The following is a 21,358-nucleotide window of genomic DNA, read 5'->3' as shown; positions in this document are numbered from 1 at the left end:
TACTTCGAAAAACCGACGTCAGGGCCAATCGCAACCGTCAGTCGGGTGGTGAAAACGTCCGATTAGAACCGGGTGCTTTCGTCGTGCTAGAAGCGCGTGCTTTCTATGTATGCGCGGGTATGCGCAGTATCCTGCATCCGGGTTTCATCCGTCGGCAGCTCGGCTGCTTCGGCTTTCCCGGTCAGGCTGGCAGCGGCGACGGCAGCAGGCGCTGCGGTTCCGGCCAGTTTGAGGAAGTCGCGGCGGGTTGCGCCTTCTTCCTTGGTCTTGCTCATGGGCTCCTCCTGTCCCAATTGCGGTTTGATGCCCAAGGGGCACCGGCGAGTGGCGGGTTACGCCGTCATTCGGAACGCCTCGCGCTCGATCTCCATGAACACCCGACCGGCGGTGCCGACGGACGCATAGAGAACCGAGTTCTCGGCGGCTTCCAAATCTGAATAGAAATGTGCGGCCCAAGGGCCGATATGTTTGCTCCAGAACGCTTTCTGATCTTGCAAAGAGGCAGGTGCCCCAAAGCGGCCGACGATCATGCCCGCCATCATCTCCATCAACGAGGCGATGTTGTCTTCGGGCTCATAGACGTTCTGCGCCCGCGTGATGCCACGGGCGGCCATGTCGTTGCGCAACTGGGCCAAGGGTTTTTCGTTCAGGAACCCAGTCAGGTAGAAACTGGCATAGGGCAGCAACTCTCCACGGCCCAGCCCGATGAACAAAGCGTTGAACTCCCGTTCCGCCGCAGCGGGTTTGGTCACCTTGGCCACCCGCGCCATGGCCCGAATGGCCTGACCCAGATCGGTGTCGTCCCCGGTCAGACCGGCGACCTGGTTCAACAGCATCTGATCCGGCGGAGCTGCCAGCAGCAACCCGAGAAAATTGTAGAAATCCGCACGCAGGCGATCCTCGGTTGAGACATCCATTTTTTGCGCTTCGCTTGCGGTCATGTGGTTATCCTTCAAACTCAAATTTCATGCGGCGCGGGGTGGGGGGCAGGTCAACCTCTTCGGGGTCTTCCACCTCTGCCATGATAACCGGTTCAGGCATTGGCTCATCCACCGCCTCTGGCTCTGGTTCCTCAGTGACGGGTTCTGGCTCGATCTCTTCGGCTTCTGCCGCCAGCGCCTCGATATGGGCCAACATGCCCTTGCCGACCTGATAGGCGGTGGGGATGTTTTCAATCACGCAGGCGGCGTCGGTATAATCCTCACCGTAATCGACCAGCCCGTCCACATTGGCCAACACCGGATTCAGCCGCCACAAACGCCGCAGTGCACGCCGGCGCAGACGGTCGGGCACCGCCTTGGCCATAAAGCCCGAGACATCATCCCCGGCTTGCAACTGATCGGGATCGGGCAGGTCGAACTCGGCCAGTATCTCGGCGTCCGACTTTTCGTCCAGCTCGGCCCGCTGCGCGGCGACGGCCTGTTCTTCGGCAGCGATAACTTCGGCCTCGGCTTCGGCTTGAACAGCGGCTTTGCGGCGGGACCAGAAATCGCGGGCTTGTGTCATTGCACGATCCTCCGCGGCGCGCGGTAGACGTCCGAGGCCTGACGGATACGGGCATCGCCCTTGCCGTCCTCGACCAGATCGGTGCGCTTCTTGTCGCGGCGGCGTTTGACGAAAACCTCATCGCGGTGGTGTTTCAAAGCAAAATCCCGAACCCATGCGATCAGCCCTTCGGTCATCGGAATTTTTTCGACGATCTCTTCACCGGTATCCGCATAATCCTGCCCCTCGAACGGAGACGCCGTGACCAGCACCGCATCCATCGGCCGTTCGCCATCCAGCGCGTCGCGCAGAACCAGGTAGATCGAGGGCTGACCGTCTGAGAGGTTGACCATGTAGGCTTCGGTCTCATCGGCCCACAAGGTCAGGGGAAGGGTGGCGGCGTGATACTCCACAGCTTCACCCTCGCGGCGCAGTTCCTGCCAGTCGGCAGGCCCGGCACCGGGCAACACGGCAACAGCGCGCCAGTTCCACTTCGCCCAGCGGGTTACACCGGGTGTTTTGCGCACGATGACGCCGATTGGCATTTCAATCTGGCTTGCGGCCTTCGCCACTTAGTCCTCCCCGGAAAGCTCTCCCCTGCCTTCCATTGCGTCCACTATGGTACACAATCTGGCTTTGTGCCAAGTGTGAACTGTTCCCAAAGAACGCGATCACCATTTGTTTATGGGGCCAAGCCATTTCACCGGCCCCGTACGCAGGTAGTTTGACTTGCAGGGATTGCCACTTTTTGCAGACACCCTAATCTGAACCCAACAAGGGAAGGACGTCGGGGAGGGGAGGCCATGGGCACAAAATTTCTGTTATGCGACTGCGCGGGGACGCAGGAACTGGATGCCGAGAAAATTGCATCCGCCTGCGGTACGGCGTGTTCGCGGGTTCATTCGGCCCTGTGTACCTCTGAGTTGGAGGCCGCGGCTTCGTTGATGCGGGAGGGGGACACCGTGATCGCCTGCGGGCAAGAGCAGGAGGTGTTCAGCGCGCTTGCCGAAGAGCTGAATATAGAAACGCCGGGCTTTGTGGATCTGCGCGACCGTGCTGGTTGGTCCGACCAGGGGGCGGATGCCGCGCCCAAGATGGCCGCTTTGGCTGCTGAGGCGATGTTACCGCAGCCGATCACACCCAGCGTCGACGTGTTCAGCGAGGGCACCTGTTTCATCATTGGACCAGGTGAGCCGTGTTTCGAACTGGCCGAGCGTCTGGCGATCTCGCTTGCGGTTACGGTGCTGGTCACCGATGATGCCAAGCCGATCTCTCGGGCCTTTGATGTGGTGCGCGGGCGGGTACGCTCTTTGACCGGCGCGCTCGGAGGGTTCTCGCTGCGCCTGGATGGTTTGCAGCAAATCGAGCCAGGCGGGCGCGGCGCTTTTGCTTGGTCCACGCCGCGCGACGGGGCCAAATCAGCCTGTGATATCGTGATCGACCTGACCGGGGGAACACCGATTGTGCAGGCTCCGGCCAAGCGCGAGGGGTACTTGCGCGCCGATCCCAAGGATGCGGTCGCCGTGGAACGTCTGGCCTTTGAAGCGGTGCAACTGGTCGGGACCTTCGAAAAACCGCTCTACGTGCGGATGGAAGAAACGCTCTGCGCTCATTCCCGCGCCGAACAGGTGGCCTGCACCAATTGTCTGGATATCTGTCCGACGGGCGCGATCACCCCGGCGGGCGAGCATGTGACCATTGACCCGATGATCTGCGCCGGGTGTGGAGAATGCGCGGCGGTGTGCCCGTCGACTGCGATCACCTACGAAGACCCGCCGGTCTCAGCCCTGTTGTCTCGGATGCACATTCTGGCGCGCACCTATCGGCGTGCGGGGGGCAGTGCGCCCCGGCTGTTGGTGCATGACGCCCACGGGGCCGAGATGATCCGACTGGCCGCCCGGTTCGGTCGCGGCCTTCCTGCAGATGTCATTCCGTTGGAATTGAACGTGATCTCGGGCTTTGGCCATGCCGAGATGTTGGCCGCTCTGGCGCACGGCTTTGCCCGGGTCGATGTGCTGCTGGCTCCGACCACCGAACGCGACGCACTGGTCCGGGAACTGGCACTGGCGCAGGCGATTGGTGGGCCGGGCAAGGTGGGGCTGATGGATGAGGCTGACCCGGACGTGATGGCGGATCTGCTATACGCGCAGGATGTCCCGGCACCTCTGGCCGATCCGGTACTGCCGTTGGGCAACCGCAGACAAATCGCCCGGCTGTCGGCACAGGCGCTGAACCCGCAGGCAGAATCTCCGTTGCCCTTGCCCGAGAACGCGCCCTATGGGGCCGTAGCGGTGGATACGGATGCCTGTACGCTGTGCCTCAGCTGCGTGTCGCTCTGCCCGTCGGGCGCTTTGGTTGATAACCCGGACAAGCCGCAGTTGAACTTTCAGCAGGATGCTTGCCTGCAATGTGGGCTGTGTAGGGGTATTTGTCCCGAGAACGCGATTACGCTGGTTCCGCAGCTTGACCTCGGCGATACAGCCCTGTCGCAGCAGGTGCTGAACGAAGAGGAACCGTTCGCCTGTGTCGAATGCGGCGCGCTGTTCGGCGTGAAATCCACGGTCGAGCGGATCATGGAGAAACTCGCGGGCACACATCCGATGTTTGCCACGTCGGACAAGGCCCGGATGATCCAGATGTGCGACAATTGCCGTGTGAACGCGCAGTTTCAACTGCAGGACAACCCGTTCCAATCCAATCCCAAGCCCAAGGTGGTTACGACCGAGGACTATTTCTCAAAACGAAGGGATCACTGAAGCTGTAGTGGCGCACCCAGATTGGCCGCCTTGATGACCGAGACAAAAGCCAGAATGGCGTCCAATTCTTCCACGGTCATCTCGACCGGATGAATGGGCGAGGGGCGCGCGGGGTCGAAAGGTGGGGTCACCCCGTCAATCTGGGTGAAGGCGGGATGAGGGTTCAACGCAAAGAAGGCCTCGAACCGTTCCGACCAATCCGGCATCGCCCGCAACACGGCGAACGAGGGTGTCGAGCCCAACCCGTTCATGCGGTTCTTTGGCCCGATCACGTGGCAGCGCCCGCAATGGGTCATCGACAGCTCTTCGCCACGGGCGGTGTCGCCATCAATCACCGTGTCGGTTTGCGTTGTTGTGACCTCGAAACGGGCAGAGAAAGGTGGGCCTTGTTCCGGGGTAAAGCTCTCAACCGTGTTCTTGCCGATATCGGACAGCAGCCAGTCGCGGAACCGTTCGTGTCTGGCGCCTTCTCCGACCCGCAGGTGATAAACAACCCCGTTGCGGGTAAAGACGGGATCGCCGGGCGGCGCGGTTTCCAGCACCAAAACGCCCGCATCATCCGCAATAACGCGTATCCCGGTCTTGAGAGAGAAGCGCGGAAGGATATGTTGCAACAGACCAGAGTCTGTAATCTCGGCTGGGGCCGCAAGGCCCAGCGTCTCCTGCGACCAAGTGGGGGTGGCAGAGAGCGTCAGGCTCAGGCACAAGAGGACAAAGCGCATGGCCCAACCTAACGACCCGGCCCCGATTGCGTCAAATGAACTGAATGAGACGGAGACACATGCAATGAAACGCAACCTCATGGTGGGGCAAGTCAAAGGGGTAATGGCATGAGTGTCCGTGACGCGGTTCTGGCGAACCTGAAGAAGATCACCGACCCTGTGTCCGGTCAGGATATCGTCAGTGCGGGTGTTGTGCGCGCGTTGAACGTCGAAGGCGACACGGTACGTTTTGTGCTGGAGATTGACCCCAAACACGCCGAACAGATGGAGCCGGTCCGCGAGACCGCCGAAAAAGCGGCGCAGATGGTGGACGGGGTGGCCAAGGTCTCGGCCATGTTGACCGCGCATTCCGACAAGGCGCCGCCGGATTTGAAGCCCAAGCCGAAGCCCTCGCAAACCGGGCCGCAGGCCGTTCCGGGCGTGGATCGGATCATTGCCGTGGCTTCCGGCAAGGGGGGGGTCGGTAAATCGACCGTTTCGGCGAACCTTGCCTGTGCCTTGGCGGCTGAAGGCCGTCGTGTGGGTCTGTTGGACGCCGATGTTTATGGCCCGTCGCAGCCCCGGATGCTGGGTGTCTCGGGCCGTCCGGCCAGCCCGGATGGCAAGACGATCCTGCCGCTGCGCAATCACGGCGTGACCATGATGTCGATGGGATTGATGACCAACGAAGGGCAGGCGGTTGTCTGGCGTGGCCCGATGCTGATGGGCGCACTGCAACAGATGATGAGCCAGGTGCAATGGGGCGCGCTGGACGTGCTGATCGTCGATCTGCCACCCGGAACTGGGGATGTGCAACTGACGTTAAGCCAGAAGTTTCAGGTGGACGGCGCCATTGTTGTTTCCACTCCGCAGGACGTAGCCCTGATTGATGCCCGCAAGGGGATCGACATGTTCAACCAGCTCAAGACGCCGATCGTCGGGATGATCGAGAACATGTCCACTCATATCTGTTCCAATTGCGGGCATGAGGAGCATGTGTTCGGCCATGGCGGTGTCGTGTCCGAGGCCGAGGCGCTGGGCGTTCCGGTGCTGGGTGAAATTCCGCTGCATCTGGATATCCGAGTGGCTGCGGATGGCGGTGCCCCCATCGTCGTCAGCAAGCCAGACAGTCCGCAAGCCGACGCGTTCCGCAAGATCGCCCGCGACATGATCGCCAAGGGCAACGCATGAACCAGCCGGTCTTTCCCCCCTTACTGTCGGGCCACCCGGTGCAGGGTGGGGAAGACCCGTTCGAGCGTGCGCAAGCTATGGCGGCCTTGGGTTGTGACGCCGGGTCGGTCGTCTACAACATTCAGGCCGATCGGCTGCGGGTGGCGATCATCTTCGCGCCCGAGGTTCCCTTGCAGGATGCCATGGCGATGTTGCCTCTGTGTGCCGTCGGGTTTCAAAATGCGCTGGGCGCGCTGGCCCCGCCAGAGGTCGCGGTGCATCTGGGTTGGGATGGGCTGATCTGCGTGAACGGTGCGAAATGCGGTGAGTTCCGCGTTGCGTCGTCGTCCGGTGACCCTGAGACCGAACCGGACTGGCTGGTGGTCGGTTGGGACTTGGCTCTGCTGCAAACCAGCGCGGCACCGGGAGAAACACCGGATGTCACGGCGCTGTATGACGAGGGCTGCGCAGAGGTTTCTTCGGTGCAACTGGTCGAAAGCTGGTCGCGGCACATGCTGACCTGGCTCAACCGCTGGCAGGAGGACGGCAATGCGCCCCTGCACGGCGAATGGATGGGATTGCTGCGCGGTGTTGGAGAACCCTGCGAGACCGGCGTATTTCTGGGCACGGATGAGCGGTTCGGAATGCTGACCCGCGATGGCGCCGAAACCCGCCTGCGCCCCCTGACCGAACTGTTGGAGAACGGATGATGAAACTGGCCCGCGCGATCCATTTCGACGAAAGCGACATCAATGTCTTTCATTCCCCGGCCCGGACCGGAGAGTGGTGCATCTCGGGTGGGTTTGAGTTTTCAAACTGGGGGCCGGCCGATCTGGAAGGCAAGGCGCGGCAGGCCTTTTCAAACGGCTGGCTGGGGGTCGAGACATTCGGACGGGTGACCTTTGTCGCCGTCACCCAGATCGAACCGTCGGAACTGGACCAAATCGCGCAAAACCTGGCTGAGCATTTCGTACAATTCTACGGCGCACCTTCGGTAGAGGCTGCGTCAGGTGTTGCGCAGACCGAGCTCGCCCATATGGCCGAGCTGTGCGAGGAACACGCGCCGAATACGTTGTTGACCGTTGCGCGCGAGTTGTCCGACAGCGGCGTGCATGAGGCGTTTCGCATCATCACACCGCAGGAAACGCAGCTTGAGGCGCTAGCCGTTCACGGCTCGTTGGATGATTAAAGCAGGTCCGCGAAGCCGCCGAATTGCCCGCGCTTGAAGATCAGGCCCTTGCCGGTGCGGTACATCACCTGTTCAACCTCACCAACCAGGATCAGGTGATCCCCGGCCTCGTGTTTGGCATGAAGCTGGCAGTCGAACCGCGCCAGACAATTGGCCAATTGAGGTCGGCCCTTGTGATCGGTTTCCCAAACGGCATGTGAGAAATCCAGCCCGTCGCGTGCAAAGCGCAACGCCTGATCCTGCTGTTCTTCGGCCATCACGTGAATCGAGTAGTGCTGGCAGGCCTTGAAGGAATCGAACCGGTGGGAATCCTTGGCCAGGCACCACAGTACCAGCGGCGGGTCCAGCGACACCGACGAAAACGAATTGACAGTGATCGCACGTGGCCCGTTGACCGATCCCGTCGTGACAACGGTGACTCCGGTTCCAAAACACCCCAGTGCTTCGCGAAACGCGGGGCTTTGATCCGGGGTGGGGGTGAAGGTCTTTTCCGTCATGACGCGCTCGTGCAGTGGTCGGGCATCAGGTGCCACGGCCAACCGGGATTGTCCATGAAAAGCTGAATTCTATCTGAATATTTTGCGTTTAGTTCAGATCTTCCAGCAGGCGGCCATGCTGCCGTGTGGCCTCGATGACGGCGCCAAAGGTCGTCATGCCGCGTGCCTGCAGCATCGGCAGCATCTTGACCAGTGCCTGTGCGGTAGCAACCGCATCCCCAAGCGCCGTGTGGCGCAGCTCGTGCGGGATGGTGATCTCCAACCGGTCGCACAGAGCATCCAGCGTGTGTTTGTCGCTGGCGCCGAACAGAACGGCGGACAACAGAACCGTGTCCAGAATGGGGTGATCCCATTCGACATCCATACGTTTGGCGTGGCGCCGCAGAAAGGCCATGTCGAAGGGCGCGTTATGCGCGACGATCACCGCATCCCGTGCGAACTGGTGAAAGGTGCGCCCGGCCTCGGCAATATCCGGCGCGCCTTCAACCATGCGGTCGCTGACCTTGTGAACCTTGGTCGAGGCCGGTGGGATCGGCATTCCGGGATTGACCAGCGTGTCCAGTTTCTCGCCCTCGACAATCCTGCCGTTCACCACCCGAACTGCGCCGATCTGGACGATTTCGTCCTTGTGCGGCAGCAAGCCGGTGGTTTCGGTGTCAAAGACGACAAAGCACAGATCCTGCAGGGCAAGAGTTTCGAATTGCCCTCCGGTCGCGCTGTTCAACAGGTCGAAATCATAGACCAGAGGCCGCGCGGCCTCGGGTTCGATATTGGCGGCGCTTTCGTCGAAAATCAGCAGGTAACCGGGCGCGTCGCCCAGCGGTTTCATCCGGGCGGAATAGGTTTGCGCGCCGTCGATGCTGGTCAGGGTGCAGGTGACTTCCAGCCCTGTTTTGCTCAGTTTTTCATAGGCGTCTTGCAGGGCTGTGGGCTGCAGATATTCGAAGAGCGAGGCATTCAGGCGGGGATGTGCGATCTGGGCCAGAACCCCGGCAGCCTGACCGTCGTAGAGAACGATCTTATGGGTCGGACTGGCCAGAACCATCGCCACCGGGATCTCGGTCAACAGTGCCGTCAGCCTTTGCTTTTCGGCGGCCAGATGCGCGGTTTCCGCCGCCACGGCCTCGGCAACGTCCATCGTCTTGCCTGACAATTGATCGGCCAACCCTGCTGCGGCCGGGGCCAGATCGCCCAGATAGCGTGCGGCCTGCATGTCGACATCGGTGCTGACACCGGCATGAGCGCGGGCGCGCAACTGGGCCGACAAACGTTCGATCGGTTTGGCGACATTATCGTCAAACAGAAGCCACACGCCAACGATCAAACCGACCATGCCGAAGGCCATGAGGATTTCGGCAAATATGAAGGCATTTGCCAGGGCCGGATCCGCCGCGCGCCTGTAGCTGATCCACAGCGCCAGAGAGCTGACCGCGACGCCGCCCAAGGCCAGCAGGCAGAAGAACAGGAAAATACGTATGCGCAGGCTTAGCCGGGTCAGCATGTTACACTCCGCAGGTTGCCTCGATTACTGGGTCGCCGTCATCGGCATTCACCCAATCGACGTTCAGCAAATGGCCGTCATCGCCGAACTCAACACCATCGGCCAGGCTGGCGCGGCTGTTCGCGTCGCAATCGACGGCCACGGGAAGCTTCGAAATTGGGGCCCAGCGACCAAAGAAATACAGGTCCACAAGACGTTGTTGGGGAACCTGTTCATTGGTGCGGACCGAGACCGTATCGATTGCCGCGAACCGGTCGACGAAAGGCACCGCATAGGTCCACGGGCGATAGAAAGCGCGGCTTTCGACCTCTTGCACGATTTCCATGCCCTCGGGCAGGGTTTCGACGGTGCGGTCATACCAGGAATACTCGCTGGCGATGGTCATGCCGATCATGCCCAGCCCGGCGGCGACCGGAGCCGCCCAGCGGGGCAGGCGGCCGCCTGACAGTTTGTTCAATACCATCACCACACCTGCAAAGGCGAAGCCTGCAAAGATGGTGCCGATCAGTTCCAGAAACATGTGTCTCTCCGAATTTCAGACGTTTGCGTCCGTTTAGTTTTTTTCTGGCTTAGCCCAGCATACCTTTGCCATGACCCACCGCCGATTGCATTGTTTTTACGACAACGAAGGCGTCGCGCAGGTGGCTTCGCTCAAAGTCCGACAAGGCGGATGGAGGAAGGTAATTGTCGGGCTTTTCGCCGGACTTAACCAGCCTCACCTGATGTTCCAGCCGGGTTTCGGCAATCAGGTCATAGGCGTCCAGAATGTCCCGCGCGCCTGCGGGGCTGAGCACTCCGGCGGCTTCGGCGGCTTTCAGGCGGGCGCGGGTGTTGGCCTCGGTCAACTGGCCCTGCAGGCTGTAGACGCGGGCCAGATCGACCACCGGCACCACGCCGTTGTGCTTCAGGTCCAATGTGTTGCGATGTTCACCCGAGCGGATGGTGGCAAAGCCCCGCAACAGGCCAAGCGGCGGTGTGTGTTTCAGCGAGTTCGAGATCATGTGCGCCACGAAGATCGAATTCGCATTGGCGGCGGCCAGCGTATCGGCCTGAAGATCGGTAAACAGCTCGAATGCGCCGCCGATCGGGCGCAGATCGAACATGACCGAGGCCAGCATCTGCGCCTCGGGGTTCGGTTTCGCGATCCAGCCCTTGAAATAGTCGCGCCAGACGCGCACCGGCTGACACCAACGGGGATTGGTCGCCATCATGTCGCCGGGGCAGTAGAAATATCCACAGGTATCCAGCCCGTCTGACACGAATTTCGCCAGCTTTGTGAAATAGCCCATATCCGCGTCGGTTACTTTGTCATCCAGCACCAGACAGTTGTCCTGATCCGACACGCCGGTCTGTTCCTGACGCCCTTGCGAGCCACAGGCCAGCCATAAATAGGGCACCGGCGGCGGGCCGAGTTTCTTTTCGGCCAGTATCAACAGCCGCCGGGTCGCGGTGTCGGCAATGTCGGTGATCAGGCGGGTGACGATTTCGTGCCGGTTGCCGGCCGCAACCAGTTGCACCAGCAATTGCGGGATTTCAGCGGTGACCTTTGCCATTTCAGCCGCCGAATTGGCGAGGGCGATCTGACGGACCAACTCGGCCGAGCTGACGGCCTGATAATGGGTCAGGTCGGTTTGTGTCACGATGCCGACAAGCTTGCCGCCTTCGGCGACCGGGATGTGGCCAATCCCGCGCTCCATCATCACATGCAGCACGTCCGAACCGATGTCAGACGGAGACAGAGTGATCGGATCAGCGGTCATGATTGCCGACACGGGCGTGGCCTCGGGCATGGCGTCCGCCACGTACTTGCCTGAGATATCGCGCAACGTGACAATACCCTGCAAGGTCTCGCCCTCGGCCACGCACAGGCACGAGATATGCCGGTCACGCATCAGCCGCGCGGCTTCCTGAACAGGCATCGCCGCGGGGCAGGTGGCCGGGTTGCGGGCCATCAGGACATCGATCGAACTGGTGGCCAGGCTTTGCGGGCCGGGACGCTCGCCGCGCGTGCGGTCAAAGAACTTGGCGACGAAGTGATGGCTGTCGATCAGTTTGCGCACCACAGCCGGAGGCAGAACAAACAGAACCGCCGGAGTACCGGCATGCGCATGCGTTGCGGCTATTCCATCTTTCAGCAGGCCGCGCTCGCCAAAAGAGTTTCTGAGCCCTAGATGAGAGACCACTGCGCCATTTTCATCGGTGATCTCGACCTGACCTTCGTAGATCAGGAAAACGCCGGGCAGGGTGTGGCCAAGCTCGTAAACGGCAGAACCCTCGTCCACCTCCCACACCTCGATCTGTTTGGCCAGATCGTCCAGCGCTTCGGGGGGCAGGGCGTCATAGGGATGTACGGATTTCAGAAACCGGGTGATTTGGTCATGTGAGAGCGGCATCATGAAATCCTGGTTCCTTGGTTGAAAAATCCCGCCCGGTGGTGTGCCGGGCGGGAGTAGTAGATCGAAAAACGCGGCACATGGAAGTTAACCATATGCCGCATCATGCTCATTTACTCTGAGCTGCGCCCGCACCACGGGGAATGCGTACGCTTTCGACCAGATCTTTGATCTCCTGCGGAGTCTCTTTGGTCATACCGGCGACAACAAATGCGACTGCAAAGTTGATCATCGCACCGATGGCGCCGAACGAGGTCGACTTGATCGGACCCAGAAGCGGATCAGCATCGGTGAACGAGTTGGTGCCCGGAATGAACAGCCAGCCCTTGTGCAGGAAGATGTAGATCAGCGTGACGGTCAGACCAGCCAGCATACCAGCAACCGCGCCGGTGTTGTTGATGCGGGTCGAGAAGATCCCCATCATCAGCGCCGGGAAGATCGAGGCAGCCGCCAGACCGAAGGCCAGAGCAACCGTCTGAGCCGCAAAGCCCGGTGGGTTCAGACCCAGATAGGTTGCAACAACGATGGCCACGGCCATCGCGACCCGTGCCGCCATCAGCTCTCCTTTTTCAGAGATCGACGGGTTGATCGCGCCTTTGACAAGGTCGTGGGACACAGCCGACGAAATCGCCAGCAACAGACCCGCAGCGGTTGACAGAGCAGCCGCAAGACCACCGGCCGCAACCAGACCGATCACCCAACCCGGCAGGTTGGCAATCTCGGGGTTGGCCAGAACCAGGATGTCGCGGTTGAACTTGGTCAACTCGTTGCCAACCCAGCCTTTTTCTTCCGCAATCACCTGCATGTCGGCGTTCTGGTCGTTGTAGTACTGGATCTTGCCGTCGCCGTTCTTGTCTTCCCAATCCAGAAGACCGGTTTTCTGCCAGGTTTGCATCCAGTCATAGCGCGGATCGGTGTCGATTTCCTCGACCGAGACTGCGCCACCTTCGATGCCACCGTTGGGCCACATCATGTCGGTGATGTTCAGACGCGCCATTGCGCCAACCGCAGGGGCGGTCAGGTACAGCAGAGCGATGAAGACCAGCGTCCAGCCAGCCGACCAACGTGCGTCAGACACTTTCGGCACGGTGAAGAAGCGCATGATCACGTGCGGCAGACCGGCGGTACCGATCATCAGCGACAGCGTGAACAGCACCATGTTCAGCGTGTTCGAGTGGTGCGCCGTATAGTCAGCAAAGCCCAGCTCGGTGACGATCGCGTCCAGCTTGGTCAGCAGGGGTTCACCGCTGGCGGTGTCACCAAACAGACCCAGGGCCGGGATCGGCGTGCCGGTCAGCTGCAGCGAGATGAAGATCGCCGGGATGGTGTAGGCTGTGATCAGCACGCAGTACTGAGCAACCTGGGTGTAGGTCACACCCTTCATCCCGCCGAACACCGCGTAGGCAAACACGACACAGGCACCGATCAGCAGACCGGATGTGTTCGAGACCTCGAGGAAGCGGCCAAAGGCCACGCCCACGCCGGTCATCTGACCGATAACGTAGGTCACCGACGCGACGATCAGACAGATCACCGCAACGATACGTGCGGTCTGGCTGTAGAAACGGTCGCCGATGAATTCCGAGACGGTGTATTTGCCGAACTTACGCAGGTAAGGCGCAAGCAGCAGAGCCAGCAGCACGTAGCCACCGGTCCAACCCATCAGGAAGGTCGAGTTGTCATAGCCAGTAAAGGCAATCAGGCCCGCCATCGAGATGAACGAGGCCGCGGACATCCAGTCCGCTGCTGTCGCCATACCGTTGGTGACCGGGTGAACGCCGCGACCGGCGGCGTAGAATTCCGATGTGGAACCCGCGCGGGCCCAGATCGCGATGCCGATGTATAGCGCGAAGGATGCGCCAACAAACAGCAGGTTGATGGTAAACTGATCCATTGTCCCCGCTCTCCCTTATTCTTCGTCCACGCCGTGTTCGGCGTCCAGCTTGTTCATGCGCCAGGCGTAGTTGAAGATCAGCACCAGAAAGACCAGAATCGATCCCTGCTGAGCGAACCAAAAGCCCAGATCGGTCCCGCCTACGGCGATACCCGACAGTAGCGGACGCAGCAGAATGCCGAATCCAAATGACACCAGCGCCCAGATCGCGAGGCTGATGTAGATGAGGCGCAGGTTGGCCTGCCAATAGCCCTTGTCGGCTTCGGCAGTCTGCGCGGAGTTTGTAGAATTATCCGCCATTGCGGGTTCCTCCTTGCTTCCTCGTTGGGCGGCCCGTCACCCAACTCCTCCAGTGCGTCAGGCCGCTTCTCGATTGTGCCGAACACCGGATTGGCGTCAGGCAAAACTCCACCGGTCCGCCAAGGCGGGTCCTTTGAAGTATTCCGTTGTAGGATCAAAGCCCTGGGGGGCTTATCTCCTCCCCTTAGTTCATGACCTCACGAACGAGCCCTTGCAGGTCGTTGGCGATGTCATCGATCTGGCCCATGGCGTCGATGCCTTTCAGCACACCCTGAGCCTGATAGTAGTCAATCAGCGGCGCCGTCTGCGCGTGATACGCGGCAAGGCGCGAGGCCACGGTTTCCGCATTGTCATCCGCGCGGCGCTTGAACTCGGTGTGACCACACTTGTCACACTTGCCGTCCTCGGCAGGCTGCTTGAACTGATCGTGATATCCTTCACCGCATCCGGCGCAGGTGTAACGGCCCGAGATGCGGATCACCATTTCGGTATCCTGAACCTCGAGACTGATCGCGGCGCTGATCTTTTGATCGGCAGAGGCCAGCAGACCGTCCAGCGCCTCGGCCTGAACCGTGGTGCGGGGGAAGCCGTCCAGAATGACGCCCTTGGCGCAATCCGGTTGGGCCATGCGGTCCCGCAGGATGGCGATGACGATCTCGTCACTGACCAGATCACCGGCCTCCATGACGGCCTTGGCGGCCAGACCAGCGTCGGTGCCTGCAGCGACGGCGTCGCGCAGCAGGTCACCAGTGCTGAGCTGAACCAGCCCGAACTGGTCTTCCAGCATACGCGCTTGTGTGCCCTTCCCAGCGCCCGGAGGGCCGAGAAGGATCAGAACGGCGGGAGTAGTGGTAGCGGTAGCGTCCATCACTTCCTCACTTGTTCGCGCGGTTTGCGATCAGGTCATCGACCACCGATGGATCGGCCAGGGTCGAGGTATCACCGAGCGAGCCAAAGTCGTTCTCGGCGATCTTGCGCAGGATACGGCGCATGATCTTGCCCGAGCGGGTCTTGGGCAGGCCCGGGGACCATTGGATCACATCCGGGGACGCAATCGGGCCAATCTCGGTCCGAACCCAAGTGCGCAGCTCTTTCAGCAGTTCATCGCTGGGCTCACGGTCATTCATCAGAGTGACATAGCAATAGATGCCTTGTCCTTTGATTTCATGGGGATAGCCCACCACGGCGGCCTCGGCCACGGCGGCGTGCGCCACAAGTGCGCTTTCCACCTCGGCGGTGCCCATGCGGTGGCCCGAGACGTTAATCACGTCATCGACGCGGCCAGTGATCCAGTAGTCACCGTCTTCGTCGCGACGGCAGCCGTCACCGGTGAAGTAGTAGCCTTTGTAGTCCGAGAAATAGGTCTTTTCGAACCGCTCATGATCGCCCCAGACGGTGCGCATCTGACCGGGCCAGCTGTCTTTGATGCACAGAACACCTTCGACGCCGTTGCCATTAATTTCGACGCCCGATTGCGGGTCCAGAACCACGGGCTGAACACCAAAGAAGGGTTTCTGGGCCGAACCCGGCTTGAGCGCATGGGCGCCGGGCAGGGGAGTCATCATGTGGCCACCGGTTTCGGTCTGCCACCATGTGTCGACGATGGGGCATTTGCCCTTGCCAACCACGTCATTGTACCAGTTCCAGGCTTCGGGGTTGATCGGCTCACCGACTGTACCCAGCAGGCGCAGATCACTCAGATCGTGCTTTTCGACCCATTCGTTGCCCTGACCCATCAGGGCGCGAATGGCGGTCGGAGCGGTGTAGAACTGGTTGACCTTGTGCTTGGCGCACACTTCCCAGAAACGGCCCGCATCCGGATAGGTCGGGACGCCTTCGAACATGACCGAAGTCGCACCATTGGCCAGCGGGCCATAGACGATATAGCTGTGTCCGGTGACCCAGCCCACATCCGCAGTACACCAGTAGACGTCACCTTCGTGGTAGTCGAACGTGATTTCGTGGGTCAGCGCGGCATAAACCAGATAACCGCCGGTGGAGTGAACAACACCTTTCGGCTGACCGGTCGAGCCCGAGGTGTAGAGGATGAACAGAGGGTCTTCGGCATTCATCTCAGCGGGTGCGCAATAGTCATCCGCTTCCAGCGCCATTTCGTTGTAGTCGTAGTCCCGGCCGGAAACCCAGGTGGTTTGACCGCCCGTCCGTTTGACGACCAGACATTTCACCGTGTCCTTGCAGTGCAGCAGAGCGGCGTCCGCATTGGATTTCAACGGCGTTTTGCGGCCACCACGCGGCGCTTCGTCGGCGGTGATGATAACTTTGGCGTCGCTTCCGTTTACACGTGCGGCCAGAGCATCAGGAGAGAAACCGGCGAACACGATCGAATGGATCGCACCAATGCGGGCACAGGCCAGCATCGCATAAGCGGCTTCGGGGATCATCGGCAGGTAGATGACGACACGGTCACCTTTGCGCACGCCCATTGATTCCAGAATGTTGGCCATCCGGCAGGTGCGGCGGTGCAGTTCGGCATAGGAGATGTACTGCGCTGCGTCAGACGGATCATCCGGTTCCCAGATGATGGCGGTCTGATCGCCGCGTGTTTTCAGATGCCGGTCCAGACAGTTGGCGGAAACGTTCAGCGTGCCGTCGGCGTACCAGTTGATATTGACCGACCCGAAGTCATAGTTGACATCTTTGACCTGGGAAAACGGCTTGATCCAGTCGACCCGCTTGCCTTGCTCACCCCAGAACGCGACGGGATCTTCGATCGAGGCCTTGTACATTTCGTTGTACTTGTCGGCATCGACATGTGCGCGCGCAACGGTTTCGGCGGACGGCGGATAAACGTTGGCATCTGCCTGGGCAGCGGTTGTCATACTGAGGCTCCTCCCTCTGGACTGAAATTTTTGGACCATTACTTGCTCGCGGTACGAGCACCGTTGATCCTCTTCCTCCCCAAGCCGGATAATACGGAGAACTGAAAACAATGAAATAAATTACCGAAATCTCAGCATTTGTTTGTAAATAAATTTCACCAACCGGAGTAAATTAGTAAAATATTTTGACAGCAAATGAGGAAAATGAAGATATAACAAGCATATAAATGTCACAGAATTTGCAGATACTACGGCAGGGTGGTTTTGCAATTCTCCGCACTTTCGATTCACCTTTCGGTTGTTAGCGCTGGCGGGCGGCGACGCGGCGGCCTGTCCGGGGTTGGCACATTTCGATGTTGGCGCTAGCTTGAATCCCAAGCGCTTGGACAAGAAGCGCAGCAAAGGGAGAACTCATCATGAAAAAGATATTGAGCGGCGCTGCTGTCGCCGCCTTGGGTGTTGCCTTCGTCTCAGAGGCCGCCGCAACCGAATGGAACGCGTCTGTCTGGGGCAAGCGGCGCGCCTTTACCGAACATGTGGAAAAGCTGGCTGAACTGGTCAGTGAGAAGACCGGTGGCGAGTTCACTATCAATGTCAGCTATGGCGGCCTGTCCAAGCCCAAGGAGAATCTGGACGGGATCGAGATCGGCGCATTTGAGATGGCCCAGTTCTGCGCCGGCTACCACCGCGACAAGAATCGCGCCATCACCGTGCTTGAGCTGCCGTTTCTGGGTGTGAACACTCTGGAAGAAGAGGTGGCCGTCAGCCACGCTGTCTATGATCACCCGGCAGTCAAGGATGAGATGGCGCAGTGGAACGCGCGCATCATCATGACTTCGCCCATGCCGCAGTACAATATCGTTGGAACCGGTGAACCGCGTGACGAACTGGCCGAGTTCGACGGTATGCGCGTCCGAGCCACGGGTGGGCTGGGGCAGGCGTTCGAAGCGGTCGGCGGGGTGCCTACTTCGGTTCCTGCGACCGAAGCCTTCAACGCGATGGAGTCCGGTGTTGTCGATACGGTCGCCTTTGCCCAGCACGCCCACCTGTCGTTTGGCACCATCAACGAGGCCGACTGGTGGACCGCCAACCTGAACCCCGGCACCGTAAACTGCCCGGTTGTGGTCAATATCGAAGCCTATGAGGCATTGCCCGCCGAACATCGCGAGGCGCTGAACAGCTCGATCAGCGAAGCGATTGACCACTACCTCGCCAATTACGGCGGGCTGCTTGAGAAATGGGACAGCGTTCTGGACGAAAAGGGTGTTCAGAAAGTTGAGATCGATGACGCCGTGATCGAAGAGTTCCGCACCAAGGCTGCCGATCCGATCCGCGAACAGTGGATTGCGGACATGTCTGCCCAGGGTCTTCCGGCTCAGGATCTCTATGATCTGGTCCAGATGACGCTGAAGCAGCAGCGCGGCGGCAACTGATTGCCCGATCCGGGTGCCTGACCGGGCACCCGGACACCAATCAATTCACAGGGGATCACCGGAATGGCAGCACAGGCCACGGTGCTTGAGGACGGCAGCCGTCTCAGTCGGCTGGACCGCCATCTATTGAAGTTAGAGCAGTTTCTGGCGCTAATCAGCGGTCTGGCAGTTTTCGGGCTGATGGTGCTGGCCGTGGTCTCGGTCAGCGGGCGCAACGCAATCAATGCGCCGCTGCCGGGTTATGTAGACTGGATCGAACAGGCCATGCCTTTGATCGCCTTTCTGGGCATTTCCTACGTGCAGCGAAGTGGTGGTCATATTCGCATGGACATTGTCATTTCGCGCCTGCACGGACGGGCGCTTTGGTTGTTCGAACTGATCTCGGTCGTCCTGGTCCTTGTGCTGATGCTGGCGCTGGTCTGGGGCAGTTGGTCCCATTTCGACCGCTCCTTCGATTTTGGTGCACCGCTATGGAGCCGCGACAGTTCGATTGACATCGGCATTCCACTCTGGCCCGCCAAGCTGCTGGCGCCGGTGGCGTTTTCGGTGCTGTGCTTACGGCTGGTGCTGCAGATCTGGGGCTATGGCCGCGCTTTCGTGTTGGGGCTGGAACGCCCGGTGGCGGTACCTCTGATTCAGGACGCTGCGGCTCAGGCCGCAGCCGAGGCCGAGCAATTCGAAGGGCAGGACTAGCGCATGGACACGATAGACATCGGCCTGTGGGTCACTGGTGGCCTGCTGCTTTTGGTTGTCACGGGAATGCGCGTGGCTTTCGCGGCGGGCCTTGCGGGGTTGGTGGGGCTGGTCTGGATATTCTGGGCCAAGTTCGGATACGACCCGGACCGCTTTGGCAAGGCGTTGACGGTTGCGGTCAAAACGGCGGGGCAGGTGCCGCATTCCAAAGTGGCCGCCCATACGCTCAGCCTGATCCCGACTTTTATCCTGATCGGTTATCTTGCCTATTATGCGGGCCTTACCCGCGCGCTGTTCGAAGCCGCCAAACGCTGGGTGGCCTGGGTGCCGGGGGGGCTGGCGGTCTCGACCGTGTTTGCAACCGCCGGGTTTGCCGCGGTGTCGGGCGCGTCGGTCGCCACCTCTGCCGTTTTCGCCCGCATCGCCATCCCCGAGATGCTGAGCGTCGGCTACAACAAGCAATTCGCTGCCGGGGTGGTCGCCGCCGGAGGCACGCTGGCTTCGCTGATCCCGCCATCGGCCATCCTTGTGATCTACGCCATCATTGTTGAACAGGACGTGGGCAAGTTGCTGTTGGCTGGTTTCATTCCGGGCGCATTCTCGGCGGTGATCTATGGTTTGCTGATCGTCGGCATCGCGGTGTTCTTCAAATCCGTCGGCCCTCCGGTCACGGGCTTTACATGGAAACAGCGCTTTGCGTCGCTGCCCGGAGCCTTCCCGATTGTCGCCGTGATCCTGATCATCATCTGCTTTGTCTATAACCCGTTCGGTGAAAAGGCTTGGGGCACGCCGACCGAAGGCGGCGCCATCGGAGCCTTCATCGTGTTCTGCTTTGCCCTGTTTCACGGAATGCGGTGGACCGAATTGAAATCCGCGCTGCTAGAAACCGCCAAGCTGACGGCCATGATCTTCACGATCATTTGGGGCGTGCTGATCTATGTCCGATTTCTGGGTTTTGCGGACTTGCCGGGGGCGTTTTCGGATTGGATCACCTCATTGGAAATGTCACCGATGCTGATCCTGATCTGCATCCTGCTGGCCTATGCCGTTTTGGGCATGTTCATGGACGCGATTGGTATGCTGTTGCTGACTTTGCCCGTGGTCTACCCGGCGGTGATGGCACTGAATGGTGGAGAGGCGGTCAGCGCCGCAGAGAGCACCTTTGGCATGTCCGGCCCGATGTGCGCGATCTGGTTCGGTATTTTGGTGGTCAAAATGGCCGAGTTCTGTCTGATCACACCACCCATCGGCCTGAACTGCTTTGTGGTCGCTGGCGTGCGCCCGGACCTGAGCGTTCAGGATGTGTTCAAGGGCGTGACCCCGTTCTTCATCGCGGACGGCGTCACCATTGCGCTGCTTGTGGCGTTCCCAGGCATCGTTCTCTACCTGCCGTCCCTGGCCGGATAGAAAAAGCCCCCGGGGTTAACCGGGGGCGAGGTACTGCTATTTGCGAGTTCTTTAGCTTGCCCGCATCAGCATCCCATACAGATCGCGCGGGTCATCCGGGTCTGCCAGCATGTCCAAAGGCTCAAAGAAGTCAGTGCCTTCGATGGCGGTCTTTATATAGCGCAGAGCCGAGAAGTCCTCGATCGCAAAGCCCACGCTGTCGAACAAGGTGATCTGCCGATCATCGCGGCGACCCTCGGCCTGTCCGGTCATGACCTGCCACATTTCGGTCACTGGGTGATCGTCTTCCAGCGCCTGAATCTCACCTTCGATCCGCGTTTGTTCGGGGTATTCGACGAAGATTTCCGAGCGCAGAAGGATATCGCGGTGCAGTTCCGTCTTGCCCGGGCAGTCGCCGCCGATGGCGTTGATGTGCACGCCGGGGCCGACCATGTTGTCTGTCAGGATCGTGGCGTATTTCTTATCGGCCGTGCAGGTTGTTATGATATGCGCGCCCTCGATGGCCTCTTCGGGGGTCGAGCAGGGCACGACGGTCAGGCCAGTTCCTTGCAGGTTGGCGGCACATTTCCTGGTGGCGTTGCTGTCGGTGTCATAGAGGCGCACGGTGGTGATCCCGCACATTGCCTTGAACGCCAGACATTGGAATTCAGACTGTGCGCCATTGCCGATCATGGCCATGACCGAGGACGATTTCGGTGCCAGATAACTGCCGACCAGCGCCGAGGTTGCTGCTGTTCGCAGTGCGGTCAGCATCGTCATCTCGGTCAGTAGAGTGGGGTAGCCGGTGTAGACATCCGCCAGCAGACCAAAGGCGGTCACCGTCTGTAATCCTTCGGAAGTGTTCTTGGGGTGGCCGTTGACGTATTTGAACCCGTAAGCCTCTCCGTCTGAGGTCGGCATCAGTTCGATCACGCCGTGCGGTGAGTGTGCAGGAATGCGCGGGGTCTTATCAAAGCTTTCCCAGCGTTTGAAATCGGATTCGATCTGGGCTGCGATCTGGGTGATCATCCGTTCGACCCCGACATGGTGCATCAGACGCATCATGTTGTCGACGGACACGAAGGGCACAAGCGCCTTGTCAGAAGGTTGCATCGGGGTC

The 21,358-nt window shown here is 60.3% G+C and carries 21 protein-coding genes; 7 read left to right on the top strand and 14 right to left on the bottom strand.

All coding sequences use genetic code 11. The features are described from left to right. Positions 1-86: 86 nt before the first annotated feature. Genes ACR0NT_RS02100 through ACR0NT_RS02085 form a run of 4 tightly spaced genes read right to left on the bottom strand, consistent with a single transcriptional unit; the run spans position 87 to position 2,057 of the window. On the bottom strand, positions 87-275 hold the full coding sequence (locus tag ACR0NT_RS02100; RefSeq protein ID WP_039535039.1) for a ubiquinol-cytochrome c reductase iron-sulfur subunit N-terminal domain-containing protein: 189 nt from the start codon (positions 273-275) through the stop codon (positions 87-89). Positions 276-332: 57 nt separating this feature from the next. After that, complete coding sequence (locus ACR0NT_RS02095; protein ID WP_170671094.1) at positions 333-941, bottom strand: molecular chaperone TorD family protein; 609 nt, start codon at positions 939-941, stop codon at positions 333-335. A 4-nt stretch (positions 942-945) separates the two neighbouring features. Next, a complete protein-coding gene (locus ACR0NT_RS02090; protein ID WP_170671096.1) occupies positions 946-1,506 on the bottom strand; it encodes a DUF3306 domain-containing protein in 561 nt (186 codons plus the stop codon). Then, positions 1,503-2,057: a DUF3305 domain-containing protein gene (locus ACR0NT_RS02085; RefSeq protein ID WP_170671098.1), complete on the bottom strand. Its 555-nt coding sequence runs from the start codon at positions 2,055-2,057 to the stop codon at positions 1,503-1,505. Before ACR0NT_RS02085 ends, ACR0NT_RS02090 begins: the two co-directional genes overlap by 4 nt. 231 nt (positions 2,058-2,288) lie before the next feature. On the opposite strand from ACR0NT_RS02085, the gene ACR0NT_RS02080 reads away from it, so the two are divergent. Further along, positions 2,289-4,241, top strand: coding sequence for a 4Fe-4S binding protein (locus tag ACR0NT_RS02080; RefSeq protein WP_170671101.1), 1,953 nt, complete (start codon positions 2,289-2,291; stop codon positions 4,239-4,241). On the opposite strand, the gene ACR0NT_RS02075 is transcribed toward ACR0NT_RS02080, so the two are convergent. Further along, positions 4,235-4,963 (bottom strand): c-type cytochrome, encoded by a 729-nt coding sequence (locus ACR0NT_RS02075; RefSeq protein ID WP_170671103.1) that lies wholly within the window; start codon positions 4,961-4,963, stop codon positions 4,235-4,237. The two genes, ACR0NT_RS02080 and ACR0NT_RS02075, sit on opposite strands and share 7 nt — an antisense overlap. Before the next feature lie 108 nt (positions 4,964-5,071). Between ACR0NT_RS02075 and ACR0NT_RS02070 the strand changes: the two genes are divergently transcribed. The 3 genes from ACR0NT_RS02070 to ACR0NT_RS02060 are packed head-to-tail and all read left to right on the top strand — an operon-like array spanning position 5,072 to position 7,301. Then, complete coding sequence (locus ACR0NT_RS02070) at positions 5,072-6,133, top strand: Mrp/NBP35 family ATP-binding protein (protein ID WP_170442032.1); 1,062 nt, start codon at positions 5,072-5,074, stop codon at positions 6,131-6,133. Then, entirely contained in the window at positions 6,130-6,822 is a 693-nt protein-coding gene (locus ACR0NT_RS02065; RefSeq protein WP_170671105.1) for a biotin/lipoate--protein ligase family protein, read from the top strand. Before ACR0NT_RS02070 ends, ACR0NT_RS02065 begins: the two co-directional genes overlap by 4 nt. Then, positions 6,822-7,301, top strand: coding sequence for a DUF6505 family protein (locus tag ACR0NT_RS02060; RefSeq protein WP_170671591.1), 480 nt, complete (start codon positions 6,822-6,824; stop codon positions 7,299-7,301). Before ACR0NT_RS02065 ends, ACR0NT_RS02060 begins: the two co-directional genes overlap by 1 nt. Here the strand turns inward: ACR0NT_RS02060 and ACR0NT_RS02055 are convergent. From ACR0NT_RS02055 to acs, 8 genes are all read right to left on the bottom strand, one after another. Continuing rightward, entirely contained in the window at positions 7,298-7,798 is a 501-nt protein-coding gene (locus tag ACR0NT_RS02055; RefSeq protein WP_170671107.1) for a flavin reductase family protein, read from the bottom strand. The genes ACR0NT_RS02060 and ACR0NT_RS02055 overlap by 4 nt on opposite strands. An 88-nt stretch (positions 7,799-7,886) precedes the next feature. Next, entirely contained in the window at positions 7,887-9,299 is a 1,413-nt protein-coding gene (locus tag ACR0NT_RS02050; protein WP_170671109.1) for a 3'-5' exonuclease, read from the bottom strand. A 1-nt stretch (position 9,300) separates the two neighbouring features. Next, a complete protein-coding gene (locus ACR0NT_RS02045; protein WP_170671111.1) occupies positions 9,301-9,819 on the bottom strand; it encodes a hypothetical protein in 519 nt (172 codons plus the stop codon). Positions 9,820-9,868: 49 nt separating this feature from the next. Further along, positions 9,869-11,692: a DUF294 nucleotidyltransferase-like domain-containing protein gene (locus ACR0NT_RS02040; RefSeq protein WP_170671593.1), complete on the bottom strand. Its 1,824-nt coding sequence runs from the start codon at positions 11,690-11,692 to the stop codon at positions 9,869-9,871. A gap of 109 nt (positions 11,693-11,801) precedes the next feature. Then, a complete protein-coding gene (locus tag ACR0NT_RS02035) occupies positions 11,802-13,586 on the bottom strand; it encodes a sodium:solute symporter family protein (protein ID WP_170671113.1) in 1,785 nt (594 codons plus the stop codon). A 15-nt stretch (positions 13,587-13,601) separates the two neighbouring features. Then, positions 13,602-13,886 carry a DUF4212 domain-containing protein gene (locus tag ACR0NT_RS02030; protein WP_170331222.1) on the bottom strand — a complete coding sequence of 95 codons (285 nt, stop codon included), beginning with the start codon at positions 13,884-13,886 and terminating at the stop codon, positions 13,602-13,604. A gap of 184 nt (positions 13,887-14,070) precedes the next feature. After that, positions 14,071-14,754 (bottom strand): adenylate kinase, encoded by a 684-nt coding sequence (locus ACR0NT_RS02025; protein WP_170671115.1) that lies wholly within the window; start codon positions 14,752-14,754, stop codon positions 14,071-14,073. A 7-nt stretch (positions 14,755-14,761) separates the two neighbouring features. Beyond that, the gene (acs, locus tag ACR0NT_RS02020) at positions 14,762-16,726 is read right to left on the bottom strand and encodes an acetate--CoA ligase (RefSeq protein WP_170671117.1); all 1,965 of its coding nucleotides are present in this window, start codon (positions 16,724-16,726) and stop codon (positions 14,762-14,764) included. A 416-nt stretch (positions 16,727-17,142) separates the two neighbouring features. Here acs and dctP point away from each other — a divergent pair, with 416 nt between their 5' ends. The 3 genes from dctP to ACR0NT_RS02005 all read left to right on the top strand — a co-directional run bounded on the left by dctP (position 17,143) and on the right by ACR0NT_RS02005 (position 20,259). Continuing rightward, positions 17,143-18,159 carry a TRAP transporter substrate-binding protein DctP gene (gene dctP / locus ACR0NT_RS02015; protein ID WP_170442058.1) on the top strand — a complete coding sequence of 339 codons (1,017 nt, stop codon included), beginning with the start codon at positions 17,143-17,145 and terminating at the stop codon, positions 18,157-18,159. Between the two features lie 63 nt (positions 18,160-18,222). Beyond that, on the top strand, positions 18,223-18,852 hold the full coding sequence (locus tag ACR0NT_RS02010; RefSeq protein ID WP_170442061.1) for a TRAP transporter small permease: 630 nt from the start codon (positions 18,223-18,225) through the stop codon (positions 18,850-18,852). 3 nt (positions 18,853-18,855) lie between these two features. Beyond that, on the top strand, positions 18,856-20,259 hold the full coding sequence (locus ACR0NT_RS02005) for a TRAP transporter large permease (protein ID WP_170442064.1): 1,404 nt from the start codon (positions 18,856-18,858) through the stop codon (positions 20,257-20,259). Between the two features lie 51 nt (positions 20,260-20,310). On the opposite strand, the gene ACR0NT_RS02000 is transcribed toward ACR0NT_RS02005, so the two are convergent. Then, positions 20,311-21,351, bottom strand: coding sequence for an ornithine cyclodeaminase (locus ACR0NT_RS02000; RefSeq protein ID WP_170671119.1), 1,041 nt, complete (start codon positions 21,349-21,351; stop codon positions 20,311-20,313). Between the last annotated feature and the right edge of the window lie 7 nt (positions 21,352-21,358).

The sequence above is a fragment of the Ruegeria sp. AB10 genome, assembly GCF_056542745.1.
Note: the sequence above shows the minus strand (reverse complement) of the source record. Positions and strands in the feature narration are given on the sequence as shown.

What these genes read in the sequence shown, in the direction of transcription:
- ACR0NT_RS02100 (WP_039535039.1), bottom strand. Translation starts at nt 275, where the DNA reads ATGAGCAAGACCAAGGAAGAAGGCGCAACCCGCCGCGACTTCCTCAAA.
- ACR0NT_RS02095 (WP_170671094.1), bottom strand. Translation starts at nt 941, where the DNA reads ATGACCGCAAGCGAAGCGCAAAAAATGGATGTCTCAACCGAGGATCGC.
- ACR0NT_RS02090 (WP_170671096.1), bottom strand. Translation starts at nt 1,506, where the DNA reads ATGACACAAGCCCGCGATTTCTGGTCCCGCCGCAAAGCCGCTGTTCAA.
- ACR0NT_RS02080 (WP_170671101.1), top strand. Translation starts at nt 2,289, where the DNA reads ATGGGCACAAAATTTCTGTTATGCGACTGCGCGGGGACGCAGGAACTG.
- ACR0NT_RS02075 (WP_170671103.1), bottom strand. Translation starts at nt 4,963, where the DNA reads ATGCGCTTTGTCCTCTTGTGCCTGAGCCTGACGCTCTCTGCCACCCCC.
- ACR0NT_RS02070 (WP_170442032.1), top strand. Translation starts at nt 5,072, where the DNA reads ATGAGTGTCCGTGACGCGGTTCTGGCGAACCTGAAGAAGATCACCGAC.
- ACR0NT_RS02065 (WP_170671105.1), top strand. Translation starts at nt 6,130, where the DNA reads ATGAACCAGCCGGTCTTTCCCCCCTTACTGTCGGGCCACCCGGTGCAG.
- ACR0NT_RS02060 (WP_170671591.1), top strand. Translation starts at nt 6,822, where the DNA reads ATGAAACTGGCCCGCGCGATCCATTTCGACGAAAGCGACATCAATGTC.
- ACR0NT_RS02055 (WP_170671107.1), bottom strand. Translation starts at nt 7,798, where the DNA reads ATGACGGAAAAGACCTTCACCCCCACCCCGGATCAAAGCCCCGCGTTT.
- ACR0NT_RS02050 (WP_170671109.1), bottom strand. Translation starts at nt 9,299, where the DNA reads ATGCTGACCCGGCTAAGCCTGCGCATACGTATTTTCCTGTTCTTCTGC.
- ACR0NT_RS02045 (WP_170671111.1), bottom strand. Translation starts at nt 9,819, where the DNA reads ATGTTTCTGGAACTGATCGGCACCATCTTTGCAGGCTTCGCCTTTGCA.
- ACR0NT_RS02040 (WP_170671593.1), bottom strand. Translation starts at nt 11,692, where the DNA reads ATGCCGCTCTCACATGACCAAATCACCCGGTTTCTGAAATCCGTACAT.
- ACR0NT_RS02035 (WP_170671113.1), bottom strand. Translation starts at nt 13,586, where the DNA reads ATGGATCAGTTTACCATCAACCTGCTGTTTGTTGGCGCATCCTTCGCG.
- ACR0NT_RS02030 (WP_170331222.1), bottom strand. Translation starts at nt 13,886, where the DNA reads ATGGCGGATAATTCTACAAACTCCGCGCAGACTGCCGAAGCCGACAAG.
- ACR0NT_RS02025 (WP_170671115.1), bottom strand. Translation starts at nt 14,754, where the DNA reads ATGGACGCTACCGCTACCACTACTCCCGCCGTTCTGATCCTTCTCGGC.
- acs (WP_170671117.1), bottom strand. Translation starts at nt 16,726, where the DNA reads ATGACAACCGCTGCCCAGGCAGATGCCAACGTTTATCCGCCGTCCGCC.
- dctP (WP_170442058.1), top strand. Translation starts at nt 17,143, where the DNA reads ATGAAAAAGATATTGAGCGGCGCTGCTGTCGCCGCCTTGGGTGTTGCC.
- ACR0NT_RS02010 (WP_170442061.1), top strand. Translation starts at nt 18,223, where the DNA reads ATGGCAGCACAGGCCACGGTGCTTGAGGACGGCAGCCGTCTCAGTCGG.
- ACR0NT_RS02005 (WP_170442064.1), top strand. Translation starts at nt 18,856, where the DNA reads ATGGACACGATAGACATCGGCCTGTGGGTCACTGGTGGCCTGCTGCTT.
- ACR0NT_RS02000 (WP_170671119.1), bottom strand. Translation starts at nt 21,351, where the DNA reads ATGCAACCTTCTGACAAGGCGCTTGTGCCCTTCGTGTCCGTCGACAAC.